The sequence below is a fragment of the Luteimonas notoginsengisoli genome (assembly GCF_042648885.1).
In the GTDB taxonomy this organism is placed as follows: Bacteria; Pseudomonadota; Gammaproteobacteria; order Xanthomonadales; family Xanthomonadaceae; genus Luteimonas; species Luteimonas notoginsengisoli.
Window position 1 is genome coordinate 817,751 of sequence record NZ_JBHRYF010000001.1, and the last position, 13,297, is coordinate 831,047.

Genomic DNA, 13,297 nt, shown 5'->3' on the forward strand with positions numbered 1-13,297 from the left:
GACGGGGTTTCGTTCATGGCCTCGCTTCGGTCGTTACCTGTGCGCGGCTGCCATGAAGGAAGCGCTGCGTGACCCGCTTCCCGCGCCTGGTGCTGTTCGACCTCGACGGCACGCTGCTCGACTCCGCGCCCGACATGCTGGCGGCGATCAACGCGCTGCGCGGCGAGCGCGGGGAAGCGCCCGGGACGCTGGACGCGCTGCGGCCGCACGTGTCGAAGGGCGCCCGCGCGATGATCGCGTCGGCATTCCCGCTGCTGGACGCCGATGCGCGCGAAGCGCTGGTGCGGCCGTTCCTCGACGCCTACGAACGCGAGATCGGCCTGCACGGCCGGCCTTTCGACGGCATCGAGGAGATGCTTGCCGCGCTGGAAGCCGACGGCGCGCGCTGGGGCATCGTGACCAACAAGCCCGAATACCTCGCGCGGCAGGTGCTGCCGGCGTTCGGCTGGGATGCGCGCAGCGCGATCCTGGTCGGCGGCGACACCCTCGCCGAACGCAAGCCGCACCCCTTGCCCCTGCTGCATTCGGCGCAGGCGCTCGGGGTGGAGCCGGCGCAGTGCGCCTACGTCGGCGACGACGAACGCGACATCATGGCCGCGCGCGCGGCCGGCATGCCGTCAGTGGTGGCGCTGTGGGGCTATCGCCTCGATGAAGACGATCCCGTGGCGTGGCAGGGCGACGTCATGGCCGATACCCCGCACGGGTTGACCGACCCCTTGGCCTGGCCGCGGCGGTAGCGCGTCCCAAACCGCCGGGCCAGCGCCCAGGCGCGCTCCTACAATGACGCCATGGATAACGCCGACGAATTCACCGCCAAATGGCATGCGCTCTGGCCGGAGTGGCGCATCGGTGCGGCATTCCTGCCCGCGACGCAGCGCGAACTGGCGTTCGCGTGGTTTGCACTGCTACAGGAGCTGACCGACGCCGCCTGGGGCGGTGCCGACGCGACGCCCGGCCTGGCCAAGCTCGCGTGGTGGAACGAAGAGCTGCAGGGCTGGATGAAAGGCGCTCGCCGCCACCCGCTGGGCGCGGTGTTGCAGCCGCAGCCCGCGCCCTGGGCCGCGTTGGCCGCCGGCCTGCTGCCGCTGCAGGGCAGCCGCGACCGGCCATCGTCGGCCACGCCCTCGCAGGCGGGGCTGGAGGGCACGGCACTGGCCGTGGCCGAATGCGAGCAGGCGCTGTTTGGCGGTGGCGCAAACCCGGCCATCGCTGCCGGCGCGATCGCCTTCGACCTGCTGGCAACCCGCCACCTGGCGCAGGGCACGGCAGACCTGGCGGCGACTGCCTTCGGAACCGCCACGGCGGCAGCGGCCGGCGTTCGGCCGCGACGGCTGCAGTCGGCCTTCGTCCGGCAGCGTCTGGATCGCGCCGCGAGCGGCCTGCAACTCGCTGCGAGGCCCTGGTGCATCCTGTGGCTCGCCTGGCGCGCCGCCCGACCGGCGCGCTGAACCGGCAACTCAGTCGTCACCGCGCAACCCGTAGGAGCGGCGGAAGCCGCGAGCTTTGCTCCTCTCAGCACAGCGGCGGAGAGGCATCTTCCGAACTCACGTGAACCCTGCGGCCCTCTCCGGATCGCCCCGCTTTCCGGGAAAAAACCGGGCCGCGGCTGAAGCCCTTTGCGGGAAGCCCGCGAGGCCACACTGCGGGGCGTCGAGCCGGGAAACGCAGCGTTGCACGGCCATATCGACGACAGCCGGTAAACTGTGTGCCTGCTTCCCGCCCCCGATGCCGTGAATCCTCCCATTCCCAACCAACTGCCGGATGTTGCCGGCGACCTGGCCCTCGCCGCACGCCCGCTCGACTGGGTCGGCATGGAGCGCATCGCGCTGCCGCTGGCGATCCCCGGTGCGAACGGCGCGCCGCTGCAGGTGGCCGCGTCCGCGGACGTGTTCGTCGACCTGGTCGAACCCGATGCGCGCGGCATCCACATGTCGCGGCTGTACCTGCGGCTGCAGGACGCGCTGGTGGCCGAGGCGATCGCCCCCGCCGGGCTGCGTCGCGTGCTGCAGGACTGCATCGATTCCCAGGCCGGGCTATCGACGCGTGCGCGGGTCGTGCTGCGCTACGAACAGATGCTCCTGAGGCGCGCGCTGGCCAGCGACAATGCCGGCTGGAAGCGCTACCCGGTCGAGATCGACGCCACGCTCGCCGACGGCCATCTGGCGCTGACGCTGGCGTTCGCGGTCGAGTATTCCAGCACCTGCCCGGCCTCGGCCGCGCTGTCGCGGCAGCTCAATGCCGACCGCTTCGCGGAGGATTTCGCCGCCGCCCGCCCGCTGTCGACCGTTGTGGTGCGCGACTGGCTGGCGTCGGAGCGCGGCCTGGCCGCGACCCCGCATGCGCAGCGCAGCCGCGCCGACGTGCGCGTCCGCCTGCAGCCTTCGTTCGGCCAGCTGTCGATCGAAAGCCTGGTCGACGCGCTCGAGTCCGCGCTGGGCACGCCGGTGCAGACAGCGGTCAAGCGCGAGGACGAACAGGCGTTCGCGCGCCTCAACGCAGAGAACCTGATGTTCTGCGAGGACGCCGCACGCCGCGTTGCCGCAGCGCTGTCGGCCGACGCGCGCATCGAACGCTTCGATGCCACCGTCTCGCACTTCGAGAGCCTGCACGCGCACGACGCGGTGGCGCGGGTGAGCGGCGGGGCGACCGCCTGAAGCATCCCCGCGTAGCCCGCAGGGAAGCTCGCTGCCGCAGCACCCCCGGCAGCATGCAGATCCTGTAGGAGCGGCTTCAGCCGCGAGCTTCTGCCGGACGTGTGCGCCCGAAGGGTCGGCCTTTTTTTCCGGCGAAGCGGGAGAAGCGCCTGCCTCGCGTAAGCGCTACTGCGTGCGCTCAAGGACGAGCAGCGGATCGACGCGCACGTCGAACCAGTTCATCCCCCAGTGCAGGTGCGGCCCGGTCGCGCGCCCGGTCGCGCCCACCGCGCCGATGACCTGTTCCTGCAACACCCGGTCGCCCGGCTTCACGTCCATCCGCGACAGGTGCAGGAAGTTCGAGCTCACTCCGTGGCCGTGATCGAGCACGATCGTGCCGCCGGTGAGGTAAAGGTCGTCGGAAAATGTCACCACGCCCGCGGCCGGCGCCTTCACCGGCGTGCCTGTCGGCGCGGCGATGTCCATGCCCGAGTGACCCGCACCCGGTTGGCCGTTGTACACGCGCCCGCTGCCGAAGCGGCCGCTGATGCGCCCCTGCACCGGCCACTGGAACGGCGCGGCGAAGTCCGCTCGCTGGTCGTCGCGTGTGCGCGCCTCAGTGACCAGGGCCTGTTCGCGGCGGATGCGCTCGGCAATCGCCGGCGGCGGGTTCACGGTCTTCGGCGGCACGCCATCGACGCGTTCCAGCGGCCAGTCGCGCGCATCCACCGCAATGGTTTCCATCACGGTGGTCCCGTCGGGCCGCAGGACTTCCAGGCGTAGCGGTCCGACTTCCTGCCGGTCCACGCCGAACACCACCGTGCCGTAGGGCGTCGGGCGCAACTCGCGTTCTGCGTAGCGCACCACGCTGCCGGCCGGCACCTTGCCGAACACCAGCGCGCCCTGCGAAGTGCTGGCCGGAAACACGATGCCATCCTCGCCCGATTGGGGCATGGCCGGCGCGCCGGTCCGTGCGATCGCCGGCAGGGTCGCAAGCAGCAGCGCCAGCAACGTCATCGCCACCCACCCCGAAGGGCACCTCGAATGCGTGAAAGACCCGCCGCTGCGGCGCCTTCCGTCTTCACGACGAGGGACATCGCGAGATCCTGCCGAGCCATGCCCGGCGAAGCGACCACCCGCCCAAAGCCGCGCAGACGGCACAACGGCCGCGCTCGGCTTCAACGATCGAACTCCATCCGCCGTCCCTGCGGCTCGCCGACGATGCGGTCGCCATCCCAGGCCAGCTGCCCGTTGACCCAGGTCGCGGCGATGCGCGAGTGGAACGTGGTGCCCTCGAACGGCGACCAGGCGCATTTCGACAGAACGTCGGAGCGTTGCACGGTGAACGGCGTGTCGTCGATGAGCGCCAGGTCCGCCCAGTAGCCCTCGCGCAGGAAGCCGCGCTGCTTGACGTCGAACAGCTGCGCCGGGGCGTGCGCCAGCTTCTGCACCACCTGCGCGTTGCTCAGCCGGCCCTCGCGCACCAGCTCCAGCGCCGCCACCAGCGCGTACTGCACCAGCGGCAGGCCGCTGGGCGCGCGCACGTAGGGATTGTGCTTCTCTTCCCAGGTGTGCGGCGCGTGGTCGGTGGCGAGCACGTCGATCACGTCCGAGGCCAGCGCGTCGATCAGCGCCTCGCGGTCGCTGGCCTCCTTGATCGCGGGGTTGCACTTGATCAGGTGGCCCAGGCGCGCGTAGTCGCTGCGGTCGAAGCGCAGGAAGTGGATGCAGGTCTCGGCGGTGATGCGCTTGCGCACGCCGTTGGCGTCGACCAGCGGACCGGGCGTGAACAGCGCCAGTTCGTCGGCGGTGGAAATGTGCAGCACGTGCAGGCGGGTGCCGTGGGTGCGCGCCAGGTCGAGCGCCAGGCGGGTGGACTTGACGCAGGCCTCGCGCGAGCGGATGTCGGGGTGGCAGGCCGCGGGTATGTCGTCGCCGTACTCGGCGCGATACTTCGCCAGCGTCGCATCGATCATCGGCGTGTCTTCGCAATGGGTGATGATCGGCGTCGGGGCCTCGCGGAAGATCCCGGCCAGGGTGTCGGGGTCGTCGACCAGCATGTTGCCGGTGGAGGCGCCCATGAACACCTTGATCCCCGGCGCTGTCAGCGGATCGAGCGTGCGGATCGCCTCGAGGTTGTCGTTGCTCGCGCCCATGTAGAAGCCGTAGTTGGCGCGCGCGCGGCCGGCGGCGCGCTGGTACTTGTTCTCCAGCACGTCGGCCGACAGCGTCGGCGGGCTGGTGTTGGGCATGTCCATGAAGCTGGTGACACCGCCGGCGACCGCGGCAGTGGATTCGGTGGCCATGTCGGCCTTGTATTCCATCCCCGGTTCGCGGAAATGCACCTGGTCGTCGATCATCCCCGGCAGCAGCCGGCGGCCGTTGGCATCGACCACGGTTTCGCCGTCGCGCGCGGACAACCCGCTGCCGATGGCCTCGATGCGGCCCTGCGAAATGCGCAGGTCGGCGTCGAATTCGCGGCCTTCGTTGACCAGGCGGGCGTTGACGATCAGCGTGTCGGGCATGGAGGTTCCTGGGAGTCGGGGGCGGGTGGGACCGGGTCGTGGCCGCCCGGGTTCAGGGGATGGCAGCGGCCGATGCGACGCACCGCCAGCCAGCCGCCGCGCAGCGCGCCGTGGCGGGCGATCGCCTCCATGGCGTATTCCGAGCAGGTCGGCACGAAACGGCAGCGTGGCCCGAGCAAAGGGCTCAGCCAGCGTTTGTACGCGCGCAGGAGGGCGATGAGGAGACGATCGATCACGTCGGGTTTTGCGAGGACGCGCGGAAAAGGTCCGTGCGGTTGCCGCTGTAGTCAGGGCAGGGTATAACAGCGCGCTTTCCCATCCAAGGGAATCACATCCCCGGCAAGGGGGATCAGGAAGGACTGCAACAACGTGGCTGTCAAGAAAACCGTGAAGAAGGCCGCCAAGGCCGCCAAGAAGCCCGCCAGGCCCGTCGCCAAGAAGCCCGTCGCGAAAACCGCCGCCAGGAAGCCCGCCGCGAAGAAGGCCGTCGCCAAGAAGGCTGCGCCGAAGAAGGCGCCCGTGAAGAAGGCCGCGCCGAAAAAGAACGCCGCTGCCAAGCCCGCGAAGAAGGCCGCGCCGGTGAAGCAGGCGCCGGCGAAGGCCGCGAGCAAGCCGCCGGTGAAGACGGCCGCCAAGCCGGCCGCGAAGCCGGCGCCGGCTGCGAAGAAGCCGGGCAAGACTGCCGTCGCGCAGAAGACTGCCCCGGCCGCAAAGCCGGTTGCCGAGAAGAAGCGGGCGGTGCCCGCCAAGCAGGCGGCGTCCGCGTCGAAGCAGCAGAAACACGAGTCCACGGGTTCCGCGACCGTGCGTTCCCCGTTCGCGCCGCGCCCGGTGGGCAAGGTGGCCGTGGCCGTGGTCTCCAGGACGCCGACACCCGCGCCGAAGACCAAGTACAAGGTCGTGCCCTACAAGACCGACGATGCGACCGGGCGCCCGATCCTGCCGAAGGATTACCGGCCGGCGGCGGACGAGGAATACATGAGCGCGCTGCAGGTGGAATATTTCCGCCAGCGCCTGCTGCAGTGGCGCGCGGACCTGGTCGAGGAATCCAAGCAGACCATCGAGAACCTCAAGGACGAAGTACGCGACGTCGGCGACGAGGCCGAGCGCGCCACCCGCGAGACCGAGAACTCGCTGGAACTGCGCACCCGCGACCGCTACCGCAAGCTGATCGGCAAGATCGACAGCACGCTCAAGCGCGTGGATGCCGGTGAATACGGCTACAGCGTCGATTCGGGCGAGGAAATCGGCCTGGATCGCCTTGAAGCACGGCTTACCGCCGAGCGCACCATCGACGAGCAGGAGCGCTGGGAGCACCTGCAGAAGCAGATCGGCGACTGACTCCGCTGACCGCTTCGAGATGAACGAAAGCCCCGCATCGCGGGGCTTTTTCTTGCCTATTGCAGGTCGCGCAGGTCCAGCCGCCGCAGCTTCGGCGCCTTCCAGCCGGTGATCCCGACAACGCCCAGGGTCACGCAGCCGCCCAGCACCACGGCCGGCACCAGCCCCAGCAGGCGCGCCATCACGCCGTCGTAGAACGCGCCCAGTTCGTTCGACGAACCGATGAAGATGCCGTTGATCGACGACACCCGGCCGCGCATCTCGTCGGGGGTGACCAGTTGCATGATCGTCGAGCGCATCACCACTGACACGCCGTCGCACATGCCGTAGGCCACCAGGATCGCCGCCGACAGCCAGAAGTGCCGGGACAGGCCGAACGCGATCGTGCACAGGCCGAAGCAGGCCACCGCGATCATCAGCACCCGCCCGGCGTGTTTCTGCAGCGGGTGGCGCGCCAGCCACAGCGCGACGCAGATCGAACCCAGCGCCGGCGCGCCGCGCAGGATGCCGAGGCCTTCCGGGCCGTAATGCAGGATGTCCTTGATGAACGCCGGCAGCATCGACACCGCGCCGCCCAGCAGCACGCAGAACATGTCCAGCGTCATCGCCCCGAGCATGATCTGGTTGCCGAGCACGAACGTTAGCCCCTCGCGGATGCTCGAGAACACCGGCGCGCGCTGCAGCAGTTGCGGTGGTTCGGTGACGCGCAGGGTGCCGATCGCGATCGCCGCGACCACCACGATGCCCCCGGCGGTGCCGTAGGCCGCGCCCTTGCCGGCCCAGCCGACCAGCACGCCGCCCAGCGCCGGACCGACCACCATTCCGCTCTGGAACACCACGCTGCCCAGGCTCGCGCCGTTGACGAACTGCTCGCGCGGCAGCACCCGCGCGAACAGCGCGTTGTAGACCGGGCCGAGGAAACTGCGCGCCATGCCGGTGAATGCGATCGCCACGTAGATCGGCCAGACGCGCGTGGTCGGCAACCAGCCCTGCGTGACCGCGACCAGCGCCAGTGCCGTTGCCAGCAGCCCGACGCAGGCCGCCACGCCGAGCTTGCGCCGCGGCAGGTGGTCGACCAGGTAGCCGGCGAACGGGGCGACGCAGAAGTAGGGCAGCACCTCCGCCAGCCCGATCAACCCGAGCGCGAACGGACTGCGGGTGATCTCGTAGACATGCCAGCCGACGGTGACCGCCACGATCTGGTACGACAGGATCGTGCAGATCCGGTACGCCATCAGGGCGCGGAATCCCGGGTTGCGCAGCGGCGAGGACGGGGCCTCGTCGACGGACGGCGACCCGGCGATGTTCACGCGGCGCGCTGGGCGGTATCGCGGATGAAGGCGAGCAGCGCCGCCAGGCCGTTGCTGCGGGTCGGCGAAAGATGCTTCGCCAAGCCGATCTCGGCGATGTAGTCGGCCGGGGTGTCGAGGATCTCGCGCGCGCTGCGGCCGGAGTAGACCCGCAGCGCGAGATAGACCAGGCCCGAGACGATGGCCGAGTCGCTGATCGCCGCGAACTCCAACCGCCGTGCGTCACCGGAAGGCACGATCCAGACCATCGACTGGCAGCCGCGCAGGCGGTGTTCCTCGGTTTTCCATTCCTCCGGGAACGGCGGCAGCTTGCGGCCGAGGTCGATCAGGTACTGGTAGCGCTCGGACCAATCACCGAAGAAACCGAACTCCTCGCGGATTGCCTGCTGGGCCTGGGCGGGGGAGGGCTCGAGCGGGAAGGGGCTGTCGGTCACGGGCGGGGTCGCCGGAATGGCGCGCGGAGGCGAAGCGCCTATTGTCGCAAACGTGACCCGCCCTTGTGGGAGCGGCTTCAGCCGCGAGCTTTTGCTTCCTCCCCTGCGAGGGCAGGGAGGACAGGTGGAGTCGCGTGGGCACTCGCGATGCCTGCGGGCAGTCCGACCGGGTACGACCTAACCTCTCCCAGCGTCCCCGCCTTCGCAGGGGGCAAGAGCAAGGGCTCGCGGCTGAAGCCGCTCCCACAGGGTGCCACGCTTGTCCGGACCCTAGCTCCCGCGCTTCCAGCGCACGCCTTGTGGCGTGTCCTCGAGCACGACGCCTTCGCCGGCGAGCTGGTCGCGAATGGCGTCGGCGCGCGCGAAATCGCGCGATGTCTTCGCCGCCGCGCGCTCATCGATCAGCGCCTGGATGCGGGCGTCATCGTCGCTCGAAAGGCCACGGTTGAACCAGGCGCCGGGCTCTTGCTGGAGCAGGCCAAGTGCGGAGCCAGCGGCGCGTAACTCGGCGACGATGCGCACAAGTTTCCGAACGTCAGCGGGCTCGGGTTTGTCCGCGTGTACCAACGTGTTCCTCAACTGGCGCGCAGACGCAGCAATTCCTGCCAGCACGGAAAGGGCTTTGGGTGTATTAAGATCATCGTCTAACGCATCTTCGATCTCCTCCGGGATCGAAACCTCGGTTGGCTCCGGATCCCTCTTGGCGCCGATGATGTGTAGTGCTTTGAAAAGTTCGCCGTCTCGAAGTGTTCCGTAGAGACGATCCAGCGTGTTGATGCTGTTCTGTACAAGCTCGTCCGACCAGTCCAGCGGCTGGCGGTAGTGCGCGGAGAGCAGGGCGTAGCGCAGCGCTTCGGGCGGATGCGCGCGGACCAGGTCGTGGACCTTCTCGATGTTGCCCAGCGACTTGCTCATCTTCGCGCCGCCGAAATTGAGCATGCCGTTGTGCAGCCAGAAGCGCGCGAACGTGCGCCCGCCGTGCGCGCACTCGCTCTGCGCGATCTCGTTCTCGTGGTGCGGGAACTGCAGGTCGACGCCGCCGGCGTGGATGTCGATCGTCTCGCCCAGATGCGCGGCGGCCATCGCCGAGCATTCGATATGCCAGCCCGGGCGGCCGCGGCCCCAGGGCGAGTCCCAGCCCGGCAGTTCTGGCGTGGAGGGCTTCCACAGCACGAAGTCGCCCGGATCGCGCTTGTACGGCGCCACTTCGACGCGCGCGCCGGCCAGCATTTCCTCCGGGTCGCGCCGCGACAGCTTGCCGTAGCCGGGGAAGCTGGCCACCGAGAACAGGACGTGGCCGTCCGCGGCGTACGCGTTGCCCGATGCGACCAGCGCCTCGACCATGGCGATGATCTGCGCGACGTGGCGCGTGGCTTCGGGCTCGATGTCGGGCGGCGCGACGCCGAGCGCGGCCATGTCCTCGCGGTACGCGGCGGCGAAACGGTCGGTGATCGTCGCGATCGGCACGCCCTGTTCGGCCGCGGCGGCATTGATCTTGTCGTCGACGTCGGTGATGTTGCGTGCGTACCTGAGCGCGCCGTGGCGCCGGCGCAGCAGGTCGGCCAGCACGCCGAAGACCACGGGCCCGCGCGCGTTGCCGATGTGCACGTAGTTGTAGACCGTCGGCCCGCAGAGGTACAGGGTGGGGCACGCGGGATCGAGCGGTTCGAACGGTTCGACGCGCCGGGTGAGGTTGTTGTGGAGACGCAGGCTCATCGCGCTCGATCGCGTGGACGAACCACGATTCTACCGGCCGGACCCGGCGCACGACAGCCGGGATTCAGCCCTTCCTCGCGGCGTACCCCTAAACTGCAGGCCGGTCCAGATGGTCCCGCCTGTCGAGATGCCTCGAATCCGCACGCTTTCCCCGATTCTGGTGGTGACGCTGCTGTCAGCGTCCGCCGCCTTGCCGGTGCGTGCGCAGCAGACGGTGATCCAGATCGAGAACGTGCGCACCGAATACGCTCGCGTGCTGCGCGCGCAGCCCGTCTACCAGACCCTGCGCGCGACGGCGATGGTCGAGCAGTGCAAGGACGGCGTGGTCGTGGAAAGCGCCGAGTCCAAACGTGGCCTGGCGCGCGTGGTGGGCGCGGTCAAGGACGCCCTGACGCCCAACTCCGAAGACCGTGAGGCCGAGCAGGCGCCGCCTGCCGATGGCTGCGAAGTGGTCCCGACCGAACGCGAGTTCCGCCGCCCCATTGCGTATGACGTCGACTACGTGCACCACGGCGTGAAGTACCGGTCGCGCCTGCCCTACGACCCGGGCAACCGGGTGCGGGTGCGGGTGTCGATCACGCCGATCGTATCGGGCAGCCGCTAGGTGGCGCCGCGCGGCCCAAGCGCTGGCGTTTGGGCGAAGGTGCTTGCGGCCCGCGCCATCGCATGCGAGCATTCCCGCCCGATGCAGACCCTGCGCGCCAACGCCGAGATCCTGACCTCCGCCCGCATGGCGGCAGGCATGACCTCGCGCGCGCGCCGACCGGAAGCCCGACTCGCTGGGTAGCCGGACCTGCGCCAGTGCAGTTCAGGACAAAACCCGGCCTTCGCGCTGGGTTTTTTCGTTTCCAGGCCGGCGAAACGCCCCCACCATCCCCTCACTTCGAACCGATCCCATGACCAGGCATTTCCTCAACACCCAGGACTGGACCCGCGCCGAACTCGACGCGGTGCTCGCGCAGGCGGCACGGTTCAAGCGCGGCCTGGCGGGCGGCGCGTCCAACGGCCGGCCGCTGGAAGGAAAGTCCATCGCCCTGGTGTTCTTCAATCCGTCGCTGCGCACCCGCACCAGCTTCGAGATCGGCGCGTTCCAGCTCGGCGGCCACGCGGTGGTGCTGCAGCCGGGCAAGGACGCCTGGCCGATCGAATTCGACCTGGGCACGGTGATGGACGGCGAGGCCGAGGAACACATCGCCGAGGTCGCGCGCGTGCTCAGCCGCTACGTCGACATGATCGGCGTGCGCGCGTTCCCCAAGTTCGTCGACTGGTCGCTCGACCGCCAGGACCGCGTGCTGCAAGGCTTCGCGAAGTACGCCACGGTGCCGGTGATCAACATGGAAACCATCACCCACCCCTGCCAGGAACTGGCGCACGCGATGGCGCTGCAGGAGCGCTTCGGCGGCACCGATCCCGGATCGAGTCCCGAGCAGGTCCTGCGCGGGAAGAAGTACGTCCTCACCTGGACCTACCATCCCAAGGCGCTCAACACCGCGGTCGCCAACTCGGCGCTGACCATCGCCACCCGCATGGGCATGGACGTCACCCTGCTGTGCCCCACGCCCGAGTACGTGCTCGACGAGCGCTACATGGACTGGGCGCGCGCAAACGTCGCCGAGCAGGGCGGCTCGCTCACCGTGAGCCATGACATCGAAAGCGCCTACTCCGGCGCCGATGTCGTCTACGCCAAGAGCTGGGGCGCGCTGCCGTACTTCGGCGACTGGGAGCGCGAAAAGCCGATCCGCGAGCGCTACCGCCACTTCATCGTCGACGAGGCCAAGATGGCGCTGACCCGCAACGCCGCCTTCAGCCACTGCCTGCCGCTGCGCCGCAACGTCAAGGCCACCGACGCGGTGATGGATTCGCCGGCCTGCATCGCGATTGGGGAAGCAGAGAACCGGCTTCATGTGCAGAAGGCCGTCATGGCGGCGCTGGCGCGCGGCGACGGCGGACAGGACGCGACGTCGGGGATCGGGGTTTCGTAAGCGCACCGATCCTCTCCACTCGAAACATCTTTTCTCTGGATACCCCCATGTCGCAGCCACCCGCTTCCCCCGATTCCAAAACCCCGATCCCCTCCGCCGGCGCCACCGACATCGTGCTCGCCTTCAGCGGCGGCCTGGACACCAGCTTCTGCGTGCCGTGGCTGCAGGAGCGCGGCTGGAAGGTGCACACCGTGTTCGCCGACACCGGCGGCGTCGATGCTGAGGAGCGGCGCACGATCGAAGCGCGCGCCGCGGAACTGGGCGTGGCCAGCCACGTCACCATCGACGGCGGGCCGGCGATCTGGGACGGCTTCGTCAAGCCGTTCGTGTGGGCGGGCGAGGGCTACCAGGGGCAATATCCGCTGCTGGTCTCCGACCGTTACCTGATCGTCGACGCGGCGCTGGCGCGCGCCCACGACCTGGGCACCAACGCGATCGCGCACGGCTGTACCGGCATGGGCAACGACCAGGTGCGCTTCGACCTGGCGGTCATGTCCAGCAGGCGCCCGGCCAGCGGCGCCTACCGCATCGTCGCCCCGATCCGCGAAATCCAGAAGGAACACACCCAGACCCGCGCCTACGAGCAGCAGTACCTCGAGGCACGCGGCTTCGGCGTGCGCGCGAAGCAGAAGGCCTACACGATCAACGAGAACCTGCTGGGCCTGACCATGTCCGGCGGCGAGATCGACCGCTGGGAAGCGCCGGGCGAAGGCGCGCGCGGCTGGTGCGCGCCGCGCAGCGCCTGGCCGACCGAACCGCTGCGCGCGACCTTGCGCTTCGTCCAGGGCGAAGCGGTGGCGCTGGACGGCAACGAAATGCCGGGCCACAGGTTGCTGGCCAAGCTCAACACACTGTTCGCGCAGTACGGCGTCGGCCGGGGCATGTACACCGGAGACACCACGATCGGGCTGAAGGGCCGGATCGTGTTCGAGGCCCCGGGGCTGGCCGCGCTGCTCGCCGCTCATCGCGCGCTGGAGGAAGCGGTGCTGAGCAAGCAGCAGAACCGCTTCAAGCCGGACGTCGCCCGCAAATGGGTGGAGCTGGTGTACGAGGGCTTCTTCCATGACCCGCTGAAGACCGACCTCGAGGCCTTCCTCGCCTCGTCGCAGCAGACGGTCAGCGGCGAAGTGGTCCTGGAAACCCGCGGCGGTCGCGTCGACGCCGTGGCCGTGGCCTCGCCGCACATCCTCAACGCCAGCGGCGCGACCTACGCGCAGTCCGCGGACTGGGGCGTGGAGGAAGCCGAGGGCTTCATCAAGCTGTTCGGGATGAGCAGCACGCTGTGGGCCGAGATCAACCGCAAATGAAAAAATCCCGTAGGAGCGGCGGAAGCCGCGATGCCTTCCCGGCGGGGGC

At 69.3% G+C, this 13,297-nt stretch carries 13 protein-coding genes; 7 read left to right on the top strand and 6 right to left on the bottom strand.

Annotated elements, in window-relative coordinates; all coding sequences use genetic code 11:
* The first annotated feature begins 68 nt into the window (after positions 1-68).
* The 3 genes from ACFOM9_RS03805 to folE2 all read left to right on the top strand — a co-directional run bounded on the left by ACFOM9_RS03805 (position 69) and on the right by folE2 (position 2,654).
* Entirely contained in the window at positions 69-737 is a 669-nt protein-coding gene (locus tag ACFOM9_RS03805) for a phosphoglycolate phosphatase (protein WP_386706319.1), read from the top strand.
* 51 nt (positions 738-788) lie between these two features.
* Positions 789-1,448 carry a phytoene/squalene synthase family protein gene (locus tag ACFOM9_RS03810; RefSeq protein ID WP_386706321.1) on the top strand — a complete coding sequence of 220 codons (660 nt, stop codon included), beginning with the start codon at positions 789-791 and terminating at the stop codon, positions 1,446-1,448.
* Positions 1,449-1,730: 282 nt separating this feature from the next.
* Positions 1,731-2,654, top strand: coding sequence for a GTP cyclohydrolase FolE2 (gene folE2, locus ACFOM9_RS03815; RefSeq protein ID WP_386706323.1), 924 nt, complete (start codon positions 1,731-1,733; stop codon positions 2,652-2,654).
* A gap of 165 nt (positions 2,655-2,819) precedes the next feature.
* Here the strand turns inward: folE2 and ACFOM9_RS03820 are convergent, their stop codons facing one another.
* The 3 genes from ACFOM9_RS03820 to yidD form a co-directional block, all read right to left on the bottom strand.
* Entirely contained in the window at positions 2,820-3,650 is an 831-nt protein-coding gene (locus ACFOM9_RS03820) for a M23 family metallopeptidase (protein ID WP_386706325.1), read from the bottom strand.
* Positions 3,651-3,811: 161 nt separating this feature from the next.
* Positions 3,812-5,158 (bottom strand): dihydroorotase, encoded by a 1,347-nt coding sequence (locus ACFOM9_RS03825; protein WP_386706327.1) that lies wholly within the window; start codon positions 5,156-5,158, stop codon positions 3,812-3,814.
* A complete protein-coding gene (gene yidD / locus ACFOM9_RS03830; RefSeq protein WP_386706329.1) occupies positions 5,143-5,394 on the bottom strand; it encodes a membrane protein insertion efficiency factor YidD in 252 nt (83 codons plus the stop codon). Before yidD ends, ACFOM9_RS03825 begins: the two co-directional genes overlap by 16 nt.
* Positions 5,395-5,527: 133 nt before the next feature.
* Between yidD and dksA the strand changes: the two genes are divergently transcribed.
* The gene (dksA, locus tag ACFOM9_RS03835) at positions 5,528-6,499 is read left to right on the top strand and encodes an RNA polymerase-binding protein DksA (RefSeq protein WP_386706331.1); all 972 of its coding nucleotides are present in this window, start codon (positions 5,528-5,530) and stop codon (positions 6,497-6,499) included.
* Positions 6,500-6,555: 56 nt separating this feature from the next.
* Here the strand turns inward: dksA and ACFOM9_RS03840 are convergent, their stop codons facing one another.
* The 3 genes from ACFOM9_RS03840 to cysS form a co-directional block, all read right to left on the bottom strand.
* Entirely contained in the window at positions 6,556-7,803 is a 1,248-nt protein-coding gene (locus tag ACFOM9_RS03840) for an MFS transporter (protein WP_386707305.1), read from the bottom strand.
* 2 nt (positions 7,804-7,805) lie between these two features.
* Positions 7,806-8,243 (bottom strand): SufE family protein, encoded by a 438-nt coding sequence (locus tag ACFOM9_RS03845; protein WP_386706333.1) that lies wholly within the window; start codon positions 8,241-8,243, stop codon positions 7,806-7,808.
* Positions 8,244-8,513: 270 nt separating this feature from the next.
* A complete protein-coding gene (gene cysS, locus ACFOM9_RS03850) occupies positions 8,514-9,959 on the bottom strand; it encodes a cysteine--tRNA ligase (RefSeq protein WP_386706334.1) in 1,446 nt (481 codons plus the stop codon).
* Positions 9,960-10,122: 163 nt separating this feature from the next.
* Between cysS and ACFOM9_RS03855 the strand changes: the two genes are divergently transcribed.
* The 3 genes from ACFOM9_RS03855 to ACFOM9_RS03865 all read left to right on the top strand — a co-directional run bounded on the left by ACFOM9_RS03855 (position 10,123) and on the right by ACFOM9_RS03865 (position 13,248).
* Positions 10,123-10,563, top strand: coding sequence for a hypothetical protein (locus ACFOM9_RS03855; protein ID WP_386706336.1), 441 nt, complete (start codon positions 10,123-10,125; stop codon positions 10,561-10,563).
* Between the two features lie 292 nt (positions 10,564-10,855).
* A complete protein-coding gene (locus ACFOM9_RS03860) occupies positions 10,856-11,941 on the top strand; it encodes an N-acetylornithine carbamoyltransferase (RefSeq protein WP_386706338.1) in 1,086 nt (361 codons plus the stop codon).
* Between the two features lie 47 nt (positions 11,942-11,988).
* Entirely contained in the window at positions 11,989-13,248 is a 1,260-nt protein-coding gene (locus tag ACFOM9_RS03865; RefSeq protein WP_386706340.1) for an argininosuccinate synthase, read from the top strand.
* Positions 13,249-13,297 lie beyond the last annotated feature (49 nt).

Coding starts and splice junctions, on each gene's coding strand:
- ACFOM9_RS03810 (WP_386706321.1), top strand. CDS start 789: ATGGATAACGCCGACGAATTCACCGCCAAATGGCATGCGCTCTGGCCG.
- cysS (WP_386706334.1), bottom strand. CDS start 9,959: ATGAGCCTGCGTCTCCACAACAACCTCACCCGGCGCGTCGAACCGTTC.
- ACFOM9_RS03820 (WP_386706325.1), bottom strand. CDS start 3,650: ATGACGTTGCTGGCGCTGCTGCTTGCGACCCTGCCGGCGATCGCACGG.
- ACFOM9_RS03865 (WP_386706340.1), top strand. CDS start 11,989: ATGTCGCAGCCACCCGCTTCCCCCGATTCCAAAACCCCGATCCCCTCC.
- ACFOM9_RS03860 (WP_386706338.1), top strand. CDS start 10,856: ATGACCAGGCATTTCCTCAACACCCAGGACTGGACCCGCGCCGAACTC.
- ACFOM9_RS03825 (WP_386706327.1), bottom strand. CDS start 5,158: ATGCCCGACACGCTGATCGTCAACGCCCGCCTGGTCAACGAAGGCCGC.